General features: G+C 72.8%; 14 protein-coding genes. 3 read left to right on the forward strand and 11 right to left on the reverse strand.

What is annotated here, in order from left to right; all coding sequences use genetic code 11:
* Positions 1-18 precede the first annotated feature (18 nt).
* From ACIBCA_RS09475 to ACIBCA_RS09490, 4 genes are all read right to left on the reverse strand, one after another.
* Positions 19-2946, reverse strand: coding sequence for a hypothetical protein (locus ACIBCA_RS09475; RefSeq protein WP_396282257.1), 2928 nt, complete (start codon positions 2944-2946; stop codon positions 19-21).
* Positions 2946-4826: an HSP90 family protein gene (locus ACIBCA_RS09480; RefSeq protein ID WP_396282258.1), complete on the reverse strand. Its 1881-nt coding sequence runs from the start codon at positions 4824-4826 to the stop codon at positions 2946-2948. Before ACIBCA_RS09480 ends, ACIBCA_RS09475 begins: the two co-directional genes overlap by 1 nt.
* A 52-nt stretch (positions 4827-4878) precedes the next feature.
* Positions 4879-5958 carry a hypothetical protein gene (locus ACIBCA_RS09485; protein WP_396282259.1) on the reverse strand — a complete coding sequence of 360 codons (1080 nt, stop codon included), beginning with the start codon at positions 5956-5958 and terminating at the stop codon, positions 4879-4881.
* A gap of 197 nt (positions 5959-6155) precedes the next feature.
* Complete coding sequence (locus ACIBCA_RS09490; protein ID WP_396282260.1) at positions 6156-6338, reverse strand: hypothetical protein; 183 nt, start codon at positions 6336-6338, stop codon at positions 6156-6158.
* 234 nt (positions 6339-6572) lie between these two features.
* Between ACIBCA_RS09490 and ACIBCA_RS09495 the strand changes: the two genes are divergently transcribed.
* Positions 6573-6794 carry a hypothetical protein gene (locus ACIBCA_RS09495; protein ID WP_396282261.1) on the forward strand — a complete coding sequence of 74 codons (222 nt, stop codon included), beginning with the start codon at positions 6573-6575 and terminating at the stop codon, positions 6792-6794.
* Between the two features lie 222 nt (positions 6795-7016).
* Here the strand turns inward: ACIBCA_RS09495 and ACIBCA_RS09500 are convergent, their stop codons facing one another.
* On the reverse strand, positions 7017-8561 hold the full coding sequence (locus ACIBCA_RS09500) for a SagB family peptide dehydrogenase (RefSeq protein ID WP_396282262.1): 1545 nt from the start codon (positions 8559-8561) through the stop codon (positions 7017-7019).
* A 165-nt stretch (positions 8562-8726) separates the two neighbouring features.
* Between ACIBCA_RS09500 and ACIBCA_RS09505 the strand changes: the two genes are divergently transcribed.
* The gene (locus ACIBCA_RS09505) at positions 8727-8867 is read left to right on the forward strand and encodes a hypothetical protein (RefSeq protein WP_396282263.1); all 141 of its coding nucleotides are present in this window, start codon (positions 8727-8729) and stop codon (positions 8865-8867) included.
* Positions 8868-8902: 35 nt separating this feature from the next.
* Here ACIBCA_RS09505 and ACIBCA_RS09510 read toward each other — a convergent pair whose 3' ends face one another.
* The 3 genes from ACIBCA_RS09510 to ACIBCA_RS09520 all read right to left on the reverse strand — a co-directional run bounded on the left by ACIBCA_RS09510 (position 8903) and on the right by ACIBCA_RS09520 (position 12991).
* On the reverse strand, positions 8903-9403 hold the full coding sequence (locus ACIBCA_RS09510; RefSeq protein WP_396282264.1) for a hypothetical protein: 501 nt from the start codon (positions 9401-9403) through the stop codon (positions 8903-8905).
* A gap of 421 nt (positions 9404-9824) precedes the next feature.
* Positions 9825-11270 (reverse strand): glyceraldehyde-3-phosphate dehydrogenase, encoded by a 1446-nt coding sequence (locus ACIBCA_RS09515; protein ID WP_396282265.1) that lies wholly within the window; start codon positions 11268-11270, stop codon positions 9825-9827.
* A gap of 176 nt (positions 11271-11446) precedes the next feature.
* Positions 11447-12991 carry an MFS transporter gene (locus ACIBCA_RS09520; protein ID WP_396282266.1) on the reverse strand — a complete coding sequence of 515 codons (1545 nt, stop codon included), beginning with the start codon at positions 12989-12991 and terminating at the stop codon, positions 11447-11449.
* Between the two features lie 133 nt (positions 12992-13124).
* Here ACIBCA_RS09520 and ACIBCA_RS09525 point away from each other — a divergent pair, with 133 nt between their 5' ends.
* On the forward strand, positions 13125-13481 hold the full coding sequence (locus tag ACIBCA_RS09525) for an ArsR/SmtB family transcription factor (protein WP_396282267.1): 357 nt from the start codon (positions 13125-13127) through the stop codon (positions 13479-13481).
* Between the two features lie 92 nt (positions 13482-13573).
* Here the strand turns inward: ACIBCA_RS09525 and ACIBCA_RS09530 are convergent, their stop codons facing one another.
* From ACIBCA_RS09530 to ACIBCA_RS09540, 3 genes are all read right to left on the reverse strand, one after another.
* Positions 13574-14386 carry an alpha/beta fold hydrolase gene (locus ACIBCA_RS09530; protein WP_396282268.1) on the reverse strand — a complete coding sequence of 271 codons (813 nt, stop codon included), beginning with the start codon at positions 14384-14386 and terminating at the stop codon, positions 13574-13576.
* A gap of 78 nt (positions 14387-14464) precedes the next feature.
* Positions 14465-16309, reverse strand: coding sequence for an RICIN domain-containing protein (locus ACIBCA_RS09535; protein ID WP_396282269.1), 1845 nt, complete (start codon positions 16307-16309; stop codon positions 14465-14467).
* Positions 16310-16737: 428 nt separating this feature from the next.
* Positions 16738-16872: a hypothetical protein gene (locus ACIBCA_RS09540; protein ID WP_396282270.1), complete on the reverse strand. Its 135-nt coding sequence runs from the start codon at positions 16870-16872 to the stop codon at positions 16738-16740.
* Positions 16873-16878: the final 6 nt, after the last annotated feature.

A 16878-nucleotide genomic window follows, 5' to 3' on the forward strand; every position in this document is an offset into this window, starting at 1 on the left:
CTTCCTCATCACAGGAGGTCAGTCCGACAGCTGGTCCCGCAGCTCCGCCAGGATCTGCGCCGCCTCCGGCAGGCCCGCCGCCTCGCACCGCTTGATGGCGTCCGCCAGCCGGCGCTTCGCCTCCTTGGTGCGGCCGAGGTCCGTGCCCTCGACCAGCGCCGCCAGCCGCACGGCCTCCGCCCGGGGCGCCTCCGCCTGCGGGCCGCCGCGCTCGTACTCGGGGATGGCCCGCTCCAGCTCGGCCAGGCCCTCCTCGTACCGCCCGACGATGGCCAGGCAGCGCCCCCGCTCGTAGTGCGAGGCGCCGCGGACGTACCACTCGGTGTGCTCCTGGCCGAGGCGGCGGGCACTCTCGCCGACCTCGTCGGCCGCGGCGATGTGGGCGAGCGCCGCGTCCAGCCCGTCCGGGCCGTTCTCGCGCACCGTCAGCTTGGCCAGCTCGCGCAGGGTGCCGCACAGCTGGTCGACCTGCGGGGCCTTCTCGTGCGAGGCGCGGGCGCGGGCGACGGCCGCCTCGGCGGCGTCCCAGCGGCCGGCGTGGGCCAGCGCGATGGACGCCTCGCAGGCGACCATGGTGTGGGTCTCCTGGTCCTCCCAGCCCGCCACCGCGTCGGCCAGGCGCAGGAACTCCTCGGCCGCGTCGCGCCACTCGTCCAGCTCGGCCAGGCCCCGGGCGAGGTCCAGCCGGGCCTGGGCGAGCAGCCGCTCGTCGAGGCGCTCCGCGTCCAGCAGCACCGACTCCAGGACGGCCACCGCGTCCCCGGTGCGCTCCATGGAGCGCAGCACGTCGGCCAGTTGCAGCCGCACCTGGGCGGCCTCCTCGGCGGCCTCCGGACCCCGGCGGTCGAAGCGGGCGGCGGCCTCCGAGAGGGCGCGCACGGCGCCGCCGGAGTCACCGGACTGCATGCTCGCGTGGCCGAGCATCATGTACGTCGGGGCGTACGGGTAGGAGTCGTCGCCCCAGCGGGACGCCTCGGCCAGGGCCCGGTGGAACACCTCGACGGCCTGCGCCCACTCGCCGGACTGCAGCAGGACCTGGCCGAGCAGCCCGAGCACCCTCGGGGTGTGCCAGGGCAGGCCGCAGGTGTCCAACTGGGCGAGCACCTCGCGCAGTTCGGCCACCGCCTCGGGCATCCGGCCCTGCCGGGCGGCCGCGTCGGCGGTGTACTGGCGGGAGGTGGCGGCGCGGCGCTCGGAGCCGAGGGACTCGGCGGCCTTGCGGTAGGCGCCGGTGACGGCCTCGAAGCGGGCCGCGACCTCGGCGGAGGGCTCCGGCAGGGCCTCGACGAGGTCCTGGTGGGCGGCGTAGGCGCGGGACTGCAGGACGATCAGGTAGTCGTCGTCCGTCATCCCTCCCTCGACGGCGGTGCCGCTGGTGGCCCGCAGCGCCTCGGCGGCGCTCAGGGCCTCGTCCAGGGCCGGCCAGTCGGCGGGGTGGCCGCCCTCCGCCTCGTCCTCGCCGAGGCCCACGATCAGCGCGCGGGTGCGCACCATCAGGGCCTGGCCGGGCATCCCGGCCCGCTCGAACAGCTCGGCGGCGAGGATGAGTTCGACGTGGCCGGCCGCGTGGTGGTCCTTGTCCAGCTCCTCGTGGGCGCGCTGCTCGACGAGTTCGGCCTCGAGCCGCTCGGGGCTGCCGAGCCGCGCGTCCTCGGGGTGGACGAAGCCCTCGGCCTGGGTGCGCTCGGCGATGCGGCGCCAGAGGCGGTCGGCGTCCGGATGGCCGAGCAGGTCCAGTTCGCGGGCGCGCAGCACCAGGGCGGTGAAGTCCTCGGGCTCGGGCTCGGCCTCGCGGCGCGGGGCGGGCGCGACGGCCGGCGCGGCGGCGACCTCGGGCGCGGCGGCGGCGCGCACGCCCAGGGCCAGCGGCTCGGCGAGCAGCGGGGTGCCGGCCAGGCGCTCGCGGCGGGCGGCGCCGACCGCGTCGGTGCCGTTGCGGGCGTCGAAGCGGGCGGCCAGGGCGTCGGCCTCGGTACGGACGTGGGCGAGCAGGGTGTCGACCGTCCAGGCGGTGCCGGCCGGGCCGCTGACCGTCAGCTCGCCGTGGCCGGCGCCCGCGAGGGCGGCCAGCAGCACCTCGACGCCGGTCAGGAAGGAGAGCCGGGAGCCGGGCTCGCCCGTGACGGAGAACAGCTCGCGGTTCTCGGCGAGCAGTTCGAGGCCGCGCGGCTCGTTGCCGGACAGGGCGCAGAACTCGATGTGCCGGCCGACGGCGCCGAGCATCGACGTCTTGCCGCGGGCGTAGCGGTAGCCGGACAGGTGGGCGGAGCGGGCCTCGTCCGTCTTGCCGCGGCGCAGCAGCGGCAGCAGGGCGACGGACTGGCTGAGGTAGGGCTCCTCCTCGCAGGTGCTGCGGCCGGAGAGGACCGGGGCGAGGATCTCCAGGGCGCGGGCGTCGTCCCCGGCGCGCAGGAAGTGCTGGGCGCGGCTGCGGGTCTCGCAGGCGTGGCAGTCACTCAGCTCGGTGCGGGGGCGGGCCGTCCACAGCTCGTAGGCGTTCTGCACCTCGATGCCGGTCTCGACGGCCAGGTGGAAGCGCCGGGCGTAGTACGGCTGGAGGTCGAAGCCGGCCGCGCGGTAGCGGTCGCGCATCTCGGTGTGCCAGCGCTCGATCGCGGTCAGCGGGACGTCCGGGGAGTCCAGCAGGGCGCTGGCCACCCACTTGAAGCGCCAGAACACCTGGTGCCGGGCCCATTCGCTGAACCCGTCCGGGTCCTGGTCCCAGAGCTTGAGGATGCGGGCGAAGACGACGGGGCTCTTGTTGCTCTCGCCGTCGTACTCGTACGCCTCCATCAGCTCCATGAGGGCCATGGAGCGGATCTCGGTGTCCTCGAACTGCTCGGCGGCGTCGACGAGTTCCTCGGCCGTGACGGTGCGGGTGCGGCCGTACGGGCGGGCGTCGTTCTCGCGCAGCGCGGCCATCACCGCGTCGGGGGTGTCCAGCATCACGCCTCCTTCTCGTCGGTTCCGGCGCTGCCGGCGGCGCCGGCCGCCTCGTGGCCGAGCATGGCGTGGTCGAGCAGGCTGATGAAGGAGCGGTTCAGCAGGGCCGACTCACTGGCCTTGAGCGGGCGGCGGGTCATCAGCACGGCCTGCCCGTACAGCGCCTCGACGGCGGTGACGGCCAGCTCGCGGCTGGTGACGGTGGCGGCGCGGCGCACCAGCGGGTTGAGGTGGTTGAGCACCAGCTGGGCGCGGGGCACCTCGGCGCGCAGGGAGCCGAGGATGTCCGCCCAGAGGCCGTCCGCCTCGTCGGCGAGCTGGGCGCGGGTGCGCTCGTGGCGGGCCTCACGGTTGTCCAGCAGCAGGGCGGGGGCGTTGGTCGGGTGGAAGCTGCGCAGGGCGACGTCGCAGTCGAAGCGGCCGACGACCTCGCGGGCGATGGACAGGAAGGCGTTGGCGGCCAGTTCGGCGGCCGGGTCGACGGTGTCCAGGTGCGCGGTGACGGTGCCCGGGTCGAGGTCGGAGACGGAGACGCCGGGGCGGATCTCGGGCAGGCGGTGCACGAGGTCGCGGTCGTAGGTGTAGCCGCCGTTGACGACGCCGAGGCCGGCGGCGCCGGCGATCGGGGCGACCTGGCGGAACTCCTCGACGGTGCGGGTGACCAGCACCACCGGGTGGCTGCGGGCGAACTCGTCGAGGGTGACGTTGCCGTCGGTGGTCTCGAAGGGCAGCCAGGGCAGCATCATCCGCAGCAACTCGTCGTCGTAGCGGGCGAGTTCCTTGACGGCCAGGTGGTGGACGGAGAGGAAGCGGTGCAGCAGGGCCGGGTCGCTGGCGGACAGGCCCGTCAGCCAGTCGCGGATGCGGGCGCCGAGGGCGTCGCGCACGGCGGCGAGGGTCTCGTCCGCGTACAGGCCCTCGCGGGAGGCAGTGGGGCGCAGGCCGTCGGTGTCGACGACGCAGCGGACGAAGAACGCCCAGTCCGGGAGGAGTTCGGGCGCCTGGTCGGAGAGCAGCATGCCCTTGAGGTGCACCCGGTGGCCGTTGCGGCGCGAGGGCGGGGCGGCGTCGGGCAGGACGTAGGCGACGCCACGCAGGCCGACGAGCGGCAGGTCGAGGTCGATGGTGTCCAGCGGGGTGAAGTCGAAGGTCTCGCGGCAGTACGCGGTGAGCGCCTCGCGCCGGGTGATCGGGGAGGTGTGGCGCTCGGCCCACGGCGGGGTGCGGTTGATCCGGTGCTCGGTGCCGCCCGCGTCGACGACGGTGACGTCGTGGCGCAGCAGGCTGCCGAAGTCCCGGGCCAGGGAGATCACCCGGGCCGGGCGGGTCCACTCGGCGGCGTCGCCGCGCGGGGCGAGGGTGACGGTGGTGCCGGGCTCGGGCTTGGCCGAGGAGGGCAGGGTGCGGATGGTGTAGCTGCCGTCGGACATGCCGCGCCACTCGATGACGGGGGCGTCGGGGGATCCGGCGTGGCGGGTGACGACGGTGATCTCGTCGGCGACGACGAAGCAGGCGAGCAGGCCGATGCCGAACTGGCCGATGAAGTCGCCGCGGGCCTTGGCCAGGCCGTCGCCGTCGAGGCGGCCGTCGGCGTCGCGCTTGGAGCTGCGGCCGATGGTGGCGAGGAAGGTGTGGACGTCCTGCTCGGTCAGGCCGATGCCGGTGTCGGTGATGCTCAGCTCGTCGTCGGCGCGGACGGTGATGGCCGCCGGGGCCTGCGGGTCGAGGGCGCGGCGGGCGGAGATCGCGTCCACCGCGTTCTGCATCAGCTCGCGCAGGTAGACGCGCGGGCTGGAGTAGAGGTGGTGGGAGAGCAGGTCCACCAGGCCGCGCAGGTCCACCTGGAAGGTGTGCGCACTCGTCGGGTTGTCGGTTGGGGACACCGGAGGCTCTTTCGGTCGCGGAAACGGGTGTCTGGGGGGCGAGGGCGCGGCGTCAGTACGCGGCGGCGGCGCGGTCGCGGTGGGCCTTGAAGGCCTTGACCGGGTCTCCCGCGAGGTAGTGCCAGGGGGACTCGGTCACCGCGCCGTCCAGGGCGTCGAACAGCAGGCGGGCCGTCCGGGGCTGGTCGGCGAGGGAGAACGCCATCGCGAAGGTGTTGAACGTCGACTGCCAGCCGCGGGTGGGCACGAAGTCCGGGTGGAGGACCGAGCGGAACGCGGCCTCCTGGAGCTCGGCGAGCACGGTGGGGCTGGTCAGGTAGGCGTGGTCCTCTCCGTCGGGCAGGTCGATCCAGCGCTCCAGGTGGGCGAGGACGACCAGCTCGCCCAGCGGGCTGCCCTCGGGGGCGGCCAGCATGGCGGAGCGGGCGAACTCGTGCATCTCGTCGTGCGAGCCGCCCCACTTGGCGCACAGCTGCTGCAGGCGCTGGCGGTGGGAGGCCGGGTGCTCGGGGGCGCGGCGCACGGCGGCCTCGAAGCGGCAGGTGGCGATCTCCGGGCCGAGGGAGATGCCGCGGGCGCTGATCTGCAGGAAGTACCAGGGGGCCAGCCAGGACGGCTCGCGCTCGGCGACCTCCAGCAGCTGCTCCTCGGCGATCTCCAGGCGCTCGTGGAACAGCTTCCACTGGGCCTCGGAGACGTTCTTGGCGCGGGCGCTGCTGCGGGCCTCCCAGCCCCAGGTGATGTGCCGGGCGCCGGAGACGAGCAGGGCGAGGGTGTCCTCCGGGGCCTCGGCGACGGCGCGGGCGGACCACTCCTCGACGCGGGGCTGGTCGACGATCGTCATGACCAGCCAGGTCAGCTCGACGCCGTCGGTGACGGCGGCCAGCGCGGGGCGCAGGGCGGCCCAGTCCCCGGCGGCGGCCTGGGCCAGCATCAGGCGCACGGCCTCGTCCCCGAAGGTGGGGTCGATCCGCGGCGCCGAACCCGTGGCCGCGCGGCCGCTCCCCGGCGCGGACGCGGGCACAGCTGCGGACCCGGCTGCGGGCGCCTCGGCGGACCGCCGGCCGAAGCCGAACAGCCCTGCTCGGCCCTGCGTTCCCTCCCCGCCGGAGCGGCGTCGGAACAGCGGCATGTCATGGCCCCCTCGAACATCATCGGCATCATTCGCATGGCCGGACAGCGGCCACCCAGACTGAGTACATATCACGCCCGGCCGACATCCGTTTGCGCAGCCCAGCGCCCATGGCCCGCCCCCCGGGCGCTCTCCGGGCGGTCTCCGGGCCGCTCACCGCCCAGCTCTCCGGCCCGCCGCAGGTCCGGGGGCCCGTCCTACCGGCGGGGGGCGGGTTCGCCGAGCCAGCCGAGGGCGACGACGTGCAGGCGCAGCAGCTCCCGTTCCTGCCCGGTGAGCCCCCGGGGGTCGCGCGGGGCGCTCTCGCCGAAGGGGCGGGCCTGGTCCCAGGTCTGTTCGAACAGGGCGCGCAGGGCGGCCGATCCCCGACACTCGCCCATCGCGCACCCCTTCGAGGGGGTCAGCGTAGCGTCAGCTGTGCGAAGGCAGAACGCTTTCGCGGAGACGAATTGTCCACGGAATGGGCGAGTTGTGAACGACCCGTTCCGCCGTTCGCCCAATCTCCGCACCGTGCTGGCCCGTTGGGCCGGCGACCATGGCATGTTGCTGCCTGACAGATTTCTGACACCCGTTCGCGGCCCGATCAACCCCGACCATCCGTCAGTCTTGGTTGCGTGCACGTCATTCGACTCCAGCTGCGCGCACCGGACGGCGGTCCGCAGGAGCGGCGCACCCCCGCCGCCGGTGCGGTGAGCGACGGGCTTGAGCGTGCGCTGCCCGGGCCTGTCCGGATCGATCACGCCCGTGTCCTGACCGGCCCGGGCACGGTGGACGCCATGCTGTTCGTCCTCGCGGAGCGGCTGCTCGTCGCGGAGGCCTCCGTGGCCGCCGCCTGAGCCGAACTCACGGGTGGGCAAGGGACCTTGCCGGGGTGGCGGGTGCCGCACTGCGAGGTGGACGGGCTGCTCGCCCTCGGGCTGCACGAGCTGCCCAGTTACCTCTGACCCGCCTCTGACCTGCCTCCGGTCCGCCTCCGGTCCGGCCGCACCACCCTTCCGTACGCAGCACCGCCACCCCCGTCGCCTGTGGTCGCGACGGGGGTGGCGGTGCTGCGTGCGTCAGCCCGAGGAACGCGCCTGCCCGACGATGTCCGCGAAGCGCGTGGCCCGGCGCGGCAGGTGGGCGGGGCGGCTGCCGATCAGGAACTCCCCGACGGAGGACTCCGCCGTCCAGTCCAGGCCCAGCGCCCGCGCCGCCGCGTCGGTGTCGCCGGAGCCCAGGCCGCAGGGCGCCAGGCCCATCGCCGTGGCGACCAGGTAGAGCGTCTGGTAGACCACCCCGACGTGCTTGAGTGTCAGCGCGTACGCGATCTGGCTGTACTTCCACGACAGCCGCCCGAACCTCGAGGTGACGGTGAGCAGCACCTGCGGGTCGACGGTGCAGCCGGTGGCCCGCCAGGCGGCGGTCATCAGCTCGCGGAAGGCCGCCTCGTCGGCCGGGCCGGAGAAGGGGCGCGGGCGCAGCCGGTGCGCGGCGGCGTCGTAGCGGTAGACGCCCGGGACCAGGCCCTCGCAGCGGACCACCGAGAGGTAGATCTCGAGTTCGCCGGTGGCGCCGCCGGCGGGGTAGACGCGGTCGACGACGTCGTAGCCGTGCGGGTCCTCCGGGTCGGCGGGGACGATGCGCCGGATGCGGGCCACCCGGTAGAGCAGTTCGGCGAGTTGGTCGAGGGTGACGGGCGCGGCCGCGTAGTCGCGCACCGAGCTGCGGCCCTCCAGGACCTCGGTCAGCAGCGGGTCCCGGGCGATCACCTCGTCCCAGTCGGGGACGGGCAGGTCGATCCCGTCGCCGCTCTCGCGGGCCCCGGCGCCGGGGACGGCGGGCAGCTGGGCGACCTCGGGGTGGGCGTAGACGCCCCCGGTCGGGTAGTCGTGGCGGCCGGGGCGGCTGCGGGCGTGGAACAACAGGTCGTGGAAGTCCCACAGCGGGGGGTCCCCGGCCGTGCCGTCGTCCAGGAGGCCGGTCTCGGCGAGCAGGGCGGCCAGGGAGCGGCCGGCGGCGGGGTCGAGTCCGGCCAGCCGGGACGCCTCGGTGACGGGCCGGGCGGCGGTGACGGCGGCGACGAAGGCGCCCACGGACGGGCGGTGCAGGGTGAGCCGGAACGGCGCCATCGGGGATTCCAGGACGCAGGCGCCCTCGTGGTCCTCGGGCAGCCGGCGCAGGTAGGCGAAGCGGGAGAGGACGAGCGTCTCGGGCGCCGGGGCCCCGTCGGGCAGGGAGGCGGAGCGGGCGATCGGGACGGCGGTGACGATCGGCTCGCCGAACCGGTCGGCCAGGGTGGTGATGACCAGGTACGGGAAGCGGCGCAGCAGGTGCAGCAGCCGTCCGCCGTCGCCGAGGCGTTCCAGGTCGGCGAGGTCGGCGCTCTCGCGGGTGAGGGCTTCGAGGCGTTGTACGGTCGCGGCGCCGAGGGCGTGCACCCGCTGGCGGCCCCAGGGGTGGGTGAGTTCGAGGTCGTCGCCCTGCGCGGTGACGACGACCTCGGGGCGCAGCCGCAGCAGGGTGCGCGGCCCGCCGCCTTGCTCCTCGGCGGGCTCCTCGGCGGGCTCGCCTGCGAGCTCCTCGGCGGGCAGGAGGCGGGGCGGTCGGCCGGTGACGGTCATCGGGGTACCTCGTTTCCGGATCGACGGTTGGTTTCGGGCGGCGGCCCGTCAGATGAAGATCGGGATCGGGTTCTGCTCCTCCTCCGGCGTGGGCCGGCCTCCCCCCTCACCGCACTGCCCGACTGGCTCCAGGCCCCCGCCCACGCCCTACCGCTGAGCCCCGTCGTGGAAACCCTGCGCACCGCCTGGTTCGGCCACCCCCTCGGCACCCGAACCTGGTGGGACCCCGCCCTGCTCACGGCCTGGACGGCGGGCTCGGCACTCCTCACCCGCCGCCTCTTCCGCTGGGAGCCCCGCCACGGCTGAGCACCCCTGAGCACCCCTGTGCGGGCCCGGGGCCCCTACGCGGTCCCGAGCCCGGCGTCCGGCGTCTTCCCCGCCTGCGCCTGCTCGATCCGCTGCGCCAGCATCGCCGCGAACTTCCGCGCCGCCGCCACGTCCCCCGGCCCGCCCTCGGTGCTCACGCTCGCCACCACCGTGCCCGAACGCCACACGATGCTGACCCCGTCGCTCCCACCGCCCTGCCCCTGGAACGCCTGGCTCTCACTGCCCACCGTCGGCGTGTCGACCTTCTGGAACGACCCGGCCGCGTACGAGGCGTACGACTCCTTCAGTCGCGCCTTCGCCGCATCCCGACTCGGCAGCGTGTCCACCAGGAACCGCGCCACCTGGTCCCCCGACGAGTACCGCACCTGCCCGCTCAACGGCTTCCCGGCGCACAGGTTCGTCCCGGCCGTGCAGGTGATCTTGTGATCGGCGGTGTCGACCCGCCGCCGCTCCTCGTCCCACCCCGCCATCGCCTTGTTGTCCGGCAGCACCTGCCCGACCAGCTTGTCGTCCAACAGCACCGCCTCCAGATCCGCCCCCGGCGTGGCCGCCGCCGGAGCGGGAGCCGCAGCCGACGCCGCCCCACTCGCCGCCCCCGCAGACGCCGCAGACGCCGAAGGCGCCGCCGCCCCCGACGCCGTGGCCGCGCCACCCGCCGTCACCGCAGCCGAAGGCGCCCCGGAAGCCGAGGCCACCGAATCCCCCTTCGACCCCCCGGAAGAACACCCTCCCAACACCCCACCCACGACAACCGCCACCACCACAGCCGCCACCCGCCGGCCACCCGTCCCCATCACCGCAGTCTCCCTCCACCTGTCCGTGCCCCCTCAACCTATCCACCACCCCGACCCCACCCGGTCACCCGGGTCCCGGTACGACGATGGGGCGGCGGCCGCCGAAGCGGGCCGCCGCCCCATCGTGGGGGGTCCGGGGCGGTCAGACCGCCGGGGACGGGTAGGTCGGGTACTCGACGCCCGAGATGTAGCGGACGACGCGGACGACCTGGCAGGAGTAGCCGAACTCGTTGTCGTACCAGAGGTAGAGGATGGCGTTGTCGCCCTCGACCTTGGTGGCGCCGGCGTCGACGATGGAGGCGTGGCGGGAGCCGATGAAGTCGCTGGAGACGGCGTCCGGGGAGTCGGTGAAGTCGATCTGGCGCTTCAGCGGGGAGGTCAGGGAGACCTCGCGCAGGTACTCCAGGACCTCGTCGCGGTTGGTCTCGCGCTTGAGCTGGAGGTTGAGGATGGCGATCGAGACGTCCGGGACGGGCACGCGGATCGAGCTGCCGGTGATCTTCGCCTGGAGGTCCGGGAGGGCCTTGGCGACGGCGGAGGCGGCGCCGGTCTCGGTGATCACCATGTTGAGCGGTGCCGAGCGGCCGCGGCGGTCCGCCTTGTGGTAGTTGTCCAGCAGGTTCTGGTCGTTGGTGAACGAGTGGACGGTCTCGACGTGGCCGCGCACGACGCCGTACTCGTCCTCCATCGCCTTGAGCGGCGGGACGATGGCGTTGGTGGTGCAGGAGGCGCAGGAGATGATCTGCTCGTCCGGCTTGACGGTGTCGTGGTTGACGCCGTGGACGATGTTCGGCACGTCGCCCTTGCCGGGGGCGGTGAGGACGACCTTGGCGATGCCGGGGCGCAGGTGCTTGGACAGGCCCTCGCGGTCGCGCCAGCGGCCGGTGTTGTCGATGAGGACGGCGTCCTTGATGCCGTACTCCGTGTAGTCGACCTCGCTGGGGTCGTTGGAGTAGATCACCGTGATCTCGTTGCCGTTGGCGATGATCTTGTTGTTCGCCTCGTCGACGACGATGGTGCCCTGGAACTGGCCGTGGATGGAGTCGCGGCGCAGCAGGGAGGCGCGCTTGACCAGGTCGTCGCCGCCGCTGTTGCGGACGACGATCGCCTTGAGGCGCAGCCCGTTGCCGGACGCCTTCTCGATCAGCAGGCGGGCGACGAGGCGGCCGATGCGGCCGAAGCCGTAGAGGACGACGTCCTGTCCGGAGTCCCGGCGCTCCAGCTTGTCCGCGCCGGTGGCGCCCGCGACGGCGCGGGCGGTGAACTCCTCGACGCTCAGGCCGTGGTCGCCGGCCCGGTAGGTCGCGGCCAGCATGCCGATGTCGATCTGGGAGGGGCCGAGGTCCAGGGTGGTGAGCGCGCTCAGGAACGGCATGGTCTCGGTGACCGAGAGCTCCTCGCCCGCTATCTGCCGGGCGAAGCGGTGCGTCTTGAGGATGCTGACCACCGACTTGTTCACCAGGGACCGGCTGTGCAGGAGGACGGTGACGTCCCTCTCGCGGTGCAGGCGCCCGATGATCGGGATCATCGACTCCGCGATCTCCTCGCGGTTCTTCCAGTCCGTGAACACGTCGTCGTTGACAGTCACAAGTCCATCTTTCGAGCTGAGGGTGTTGCGCACATGGTAGCTTCGCCCGCCCGCCGCCCTTCGGCCGGTCCCCGTCCCGCCGCCTCCGGGCCCCGACGCCCGCACGCCTCCGACCTGCGCCTTCGCTCCGCAGGTGCCGCGCGGGCGCCGGACGGAAGGTGATCACCGCCACCTCCTCAGCGCTGCTTCGCGCTCCCCCGCAGCAGCACCAGGACGAGCACCAGCAGCGCCGCGCAGATCCCCGCGAGCACCCCGGCGACGGTGTGGAAGGCCCCGTCGTAGGCGTCCACGAGCACCCGCGTCAGCCCGTCGCGCTGCCCCTCGGGGACGGAGGCGACCGGGCCGGCGAGATCTCCCCCGGCCGCGGTTGCGGCCACCGCGGCCGGGTCGACGGGGTACCCGGCGAGGGCGTCCTGCGTACGGGCGGTGACGACGGTGGCCAGCAGCGCCCCGTACACGGCGACGGCGATCGCCTCGCTGCCGAGGCGCATGGTGTTGAGGAACCCGGCGGCCATGCCCGCCCGCTCGGGGGCGACGAGCTCCAGCGTCTGCCCGTCGACGAGCCCGGCGGCGAGCGCGTACCCGGCGCCGGTGACCAGCATCGGCAGGGCGACGAGCCCGAGGTTCACCTCGGGCGAGAACAGCTCCAGCCCGAGGACGCCGACCAGGAGCAGCACCAGGCTGAGCCGGATGACCCCCAGCGCGGAGGCCCCGCGCGCCACGAGCTTCGCGGCGGCCATCGGCAGGACCAGCATCGGCACGGTGAGCAGCAGCATCACGGCCCCGGCCGCGCCGCTGGAGTAGCCGGCGGCGCCGGTGAGGTAGCCGGGCAGGTAGGTGAGCATGGTGACGAACCCGAAGGAGCCGGCCACCGGCACCAGGCACAGCGCGAGGAACCGCCGGTTCGCGACCACGCCGAGGTCCAGCACCGGGTGGGCCACGCGGCGTTCGACCGCCACGAACGCGAGCAGCGCGACAGCCGTCCCGGCGAACAGCCCGAGCACCCCCGCGCTGCCCCAACCCCACTGGGATCCCTGGGCGATGGCGGTGGTGAGCAGCAGCATGGCCAGCACGAACAGCGCCGAGCCGGGCACGTCCACCCGGGCGTCCGGGTTGCGGGTGTGCCCGACGGCGCGGCTCATGGCGGGCACGGCGGGGAGCACCAGCGCCAGCACGGCCACATGGACGGCGAACACCCAGCGCCAGCCCGCCCCGTCGATCAGCACCCCGGACAGGGACGGCCCGAACGAGACCCCGATCCCGGCGACGGTGCCGAACAGCGCGAACGCCCGTCCCCTCGCCGGGCCTTCGAAGACGGTGGACAGCAGCGCGGCCCCGCCCGAGAAGATCGCCGCGCCACCGACCCCGGCCAGGGCGCGGGCGGCGTCGAGCAGCAGGACGTCCGTGGCGAGGACGCTGACCAGCGAGGCGGCGGCGTAGATCACGGCCCCGAGGGCGAAGGCGCGGACCCGCCCGATGATGTCCGCGATCGAGCCCCAGACGAGCGTGAAGCAGGCGAACGCCACGTTGAAGGCGTTGACGACCCACTGCAGCGGCACCAGCCCGGCGTGCAGGTCGGCGCCGATGGACGGCAGGGCGACGCCGGTGCCGGAGATGGAGGTCGGCACGACGAACACGGCGACCAGCACGGCGGCCAGAACCAGCGCGCCGCTGCGCCCCGACTCCCTTTCCGTCGCGCGTTCTTGAGCTTTCACGGGCATGGCGAAGCGACCCCCTGGACCTAAGGATGCGGCGGCGGAGACCTCACACCGAGGTTCGCCTGATGCCGAACCTGAGACTGGCATGCCCGGAAGGTACGATGCAAGTGAAACCTTGAGGAAGGGACACGCCGCCATGGTCGACACCGAGGGCCACCCCGCCCCGGAGGAGATGGACCTCCGAACGATCCTCAACGCCCTCTCCGACCCCCTGCGCTACCAGATCGTGCAGGAACTCCTCGACCTCCCCGAAGCCACCGAACGCACCTGCTTCTCCTTCGGCTTCGCCATCTCCAAATCCACCCTCAGCCACCACTTCCGCACCCTGCGCGAAGCCGGCCTCGTCCAGCAGGTCAACCGCGGCAACAGCCGCAAGGCCCACCTCCGCCGCGCCGACCTCGACGCCCGCTTCCCCGGCCTCCTCGACCTCGTCCGCCACAACCCGGCCCCCTTCGCCCCGGGCTCGACGGCAGCCCTCTCCCAGGAGGCGTAAGAGTCACTGACGGGGTTCACGCCCGGAGTTGATGTTCACCGTCGCCCGCGCCGCCGGGCCGAGCCGGTGAGACGGCTCGGCCCGGCGGTCGATCAGGCCGCTTCCACCGGCCGGTCGAGGAACGGGAGCACCGCTGCCGACAGCGTCGGTGCCGTCAGGATGTCGTAGTGCGTCGCCCCGGGCAGGACGGCCAGCCGGGCCGCCGGGAGGCCCGAGCCGTCCCAGCCCGGGTCCCGCAGACCGCCGCCGAGCAGACCGAAGAACTCCACCACGTGCGCGGGGCGCACCGCGTCGGCGTCGCCGAAGACCAGCATGGTGGGAGCGGTGACGGCGGCGACCTCGGCCGTCCAGTCGTAGTCCAGCTTCAGTAGGTCGGCGGTCTTGCCGACCAGCACCGGCCAGTCCTGCGGCCTCGGCGCCACCCTGGCATAGGTCTCGTAGATCGGGGACTGCTTCATCGCCTCCGCCGCCTCCACCCCGAGCCGGCCCATCGCCTCCACGGCCTCCGGATACCACCCCGCGCGCTTGGCGGGCGTGGACACCACCACGAGCCGCCGCACCGACCCGGGGTGCTGGATCGCGGTGCGCAGGGCGACCGCCGCCCCGAACGAGTAGCCCATCAGATCCACCCGAGGCAGATCCAGGTACTCGATCAGGGCGGCGACGTCGTCGGCCAGCTGTTCGACACGCAGCGGCCGGTCGATGTCCGCCGTCCGGCCGTGCCCCTGGAGGTCCACGAGCACCACCCTGCGCCCTGCGGCCAGCGCCGGCAGGAGCGGCGTGAACATCTCACCGGAACCGAAACCGCCGTGCAGCAGGAGGAGCGGCTCACCCGAGCCGTGCTCCTCGTAGTACAGGGACAGTCCGTTGATCTTCGCGTAGCCCATGCCGGTCGCCCTTCTCATCGGGTCGTCCTCGGGTCGCCCTCGAGGCCCTACCGGCCGCACCGTAGTGCCGGCCACCGACAACCACGGGCGCGCCACTCAGAGGAGCTGGAGGGACCACTCCTGCTTCCAGCCGTCCTTGCAGGTCCAGACGCCGAGCTGCTTGAAGTCGCTGTCGTGGGCGAGGCAGTTGTCGTCGTCGATCTGGACGCGGTACTTGCCGTTGCCGAGGCTGACGAACTGCCACTTCTGGTTGTCGGTGTTGCCCCAGGCCTGCTGTTCGGCAAGGTAGGTGTCGGGGTTCTCGGTGAGGTTGTACCCGAGGTCGTTGACGATCCGGTAGCGGTCACCGCCCAGCGGCTTGATCGTCCACCTGGAGCCCTTGTAGCCCAGGACTCCGCCCACGATCGGCGAGCCCCAGCTCGCGGTCTCGGTCGGCGCCGACGCGCCCAGGCCGTTGTCGAGCTTCAGGAACACCGGGCGCTCGGTCGGGACTGCGGCGGAGCCACCCCCGTTCGGGTCGGGCTTCGGCTTCGGGTCCGGCTTCGACGCGTTGGTCGGGTTGGTCGGATTGACCGGGTCGGTCGGCGTGATCACGCCGCCGGAGGTGGATTCGAGGACCCATCCCTGGTGCCAGTCCTGCTTGCAGGTCCAGACGCCGAGCTGCTTGAAGTCGGAGTCGTGCGCGAGGCAGTCGTCGCCGGAGATCCGGATCTGGTAGTGACCGTTGCCGATCGAGGCGAGCTCCCACTTCTGCTTCGAGGAGTTGCTCCACGGCTGGAGTTCGGCCATGTAGCCGCCGCTCTCGGTGAGTTCCAGCCCGTACGAGCTGGTGATCCGGTAGCGGCCGCCGCCCACCGAGGTGAGCTTCCACTTTGACTCGTTGCCGCCCCGGATCCCGGCGACGACCGACGCGCCGGCGGAGCCGTTGACCGGGACGGCGCCCAGGCCGTCATCGAGCTTGAGGTAGACGTCACCGCCGCCCGGCGTGGGCGGGTTGGTCGGGTCGGTGCCCGGCGGGGTGCCGCCCCAGGCCCAGTTCTGGTTGGGGGCGTCCCGACGGTCCTCGGAGCCGCAGCCCCAGGCCACGACCGAACTGCCGTTGGCGGTCTGGCCGCTGAAGTCGTCGATGCAGACGTCCTTGGACCGGTCGTCGAGGTCCGTCATGTGCCGGAAGCCGCCGCTCGCCGACATGCTCCAGCGCTGGCCGGGGATCTCGAGGCAGTCCCAGACCTGGAGTTTGGTCCCATTCGCGGTGTTGTTGCCGGGCAGGTCGAGGCATTTGCCGTTGGCCGCCTGGAGCTTGTAGCCGTTGTACGTCCACCGCTGGGCGTCACCGCCGTTGCACGCCCACATCTGGACGGGGGTGCCGTTGGCGCTGCCGTTGCCGCTGACGTCCAGGCAGGCGTGGTAGCCGGGGGCGCTGGAGTCGGGGGTCAGGCTGCCGCTCCTGGTGCCGTAGCCGGAGCGACCGGGGAAGTGGATGGTGCGCACGTCACCGTCGCACTTGTACGGCCGCGCGGTGCCCGAGCGGCAGGTCCACGAGTCCTTCTTGACGCTGTCGCCGTCCTGGCCGACGAACGCCCAGTTCATGAAGCCGCCGTCGGTGCGGTTGCGGAAGGTCGAGTCCCCCTGGAAGACCCAGATCCGGAACACGTCGTAGCCGGAGGGGTCCTTCTTCTCCTTGTCCAGGAAATGGTTGAGCTTGTAGGTGGTGTCGATCAGCACCCCTTTCATGTCGGACTTGTACTCGCCCTTGAACCATTCGGTGTCGTACAGGTCCGTACCCACGGTCTTGTACACCATGACGTTGAAACCGGGGAACTTCGCACTCAGCTTCGACGCGGTGCCCTGGGTGAACTCCGCGTTGTCCACCTTGTTCTGGTTGGCGGCGCTGCGCATCAGCCCGATCGTGTTGAAGGCGGCGCCGATCAACGCGGTCATGCAGTTGCCACCGCCCACCGAGGCCGGGGTCCCGCAGGTCTTGTCCACGGGAGCGGCGGCAGGGGCGGCAGCGGGTGCTGCCTGGGCCTGCGCGGTAAGGCCGGAGACCACGGCGACTGCGGCGAGCCCGCAGGCCAGTGCGCGTTTCAGGCGTGACAGGGATTTCAACTCGGAACCATCTTTCTACGAGGCGAACGAAGATGGATCGTAGGCCCCGGATTCCTTCATTCTTCAGCTCCATACGAAACCCATATGGCACGGCCGGAAATCCTTGCGCTTTTCGCCGAATTTCCAATTGAACCTGTACGCCGATCTATCCGTTGTCCTCACAGCCGCCGAAGTCACCACTCCGGCTCGACCTGGTACCAGACGGACCGCCGCGCCGCCGGGCCGAGTTGGGGACTCGGCCCGGCTGTGGCGGTGTGGTTTCAGCTGGACGGGCGGTCGGGGTCGGGCTGGTCTTCGGGGTGGGGAGTGCGGAGGGCGGTGACGACGCCGAGGGCGACGGTGGCGAAGGCGAGCACGATGAGGACGGTGAAGGCTGCGCCGATGAGGAAGTTCATCAGTCT

The sequence above is a fragment of the Kitasatospora sp. NPDC051170 genome (assembly GCF_044455705.1).
In the GTDB taxonomy this organism is placed as follows: Bacteria; Actinomycetota; Actinomycetes; order Streptomycetales; family Streptomycetaceae; genus Kitasatospora.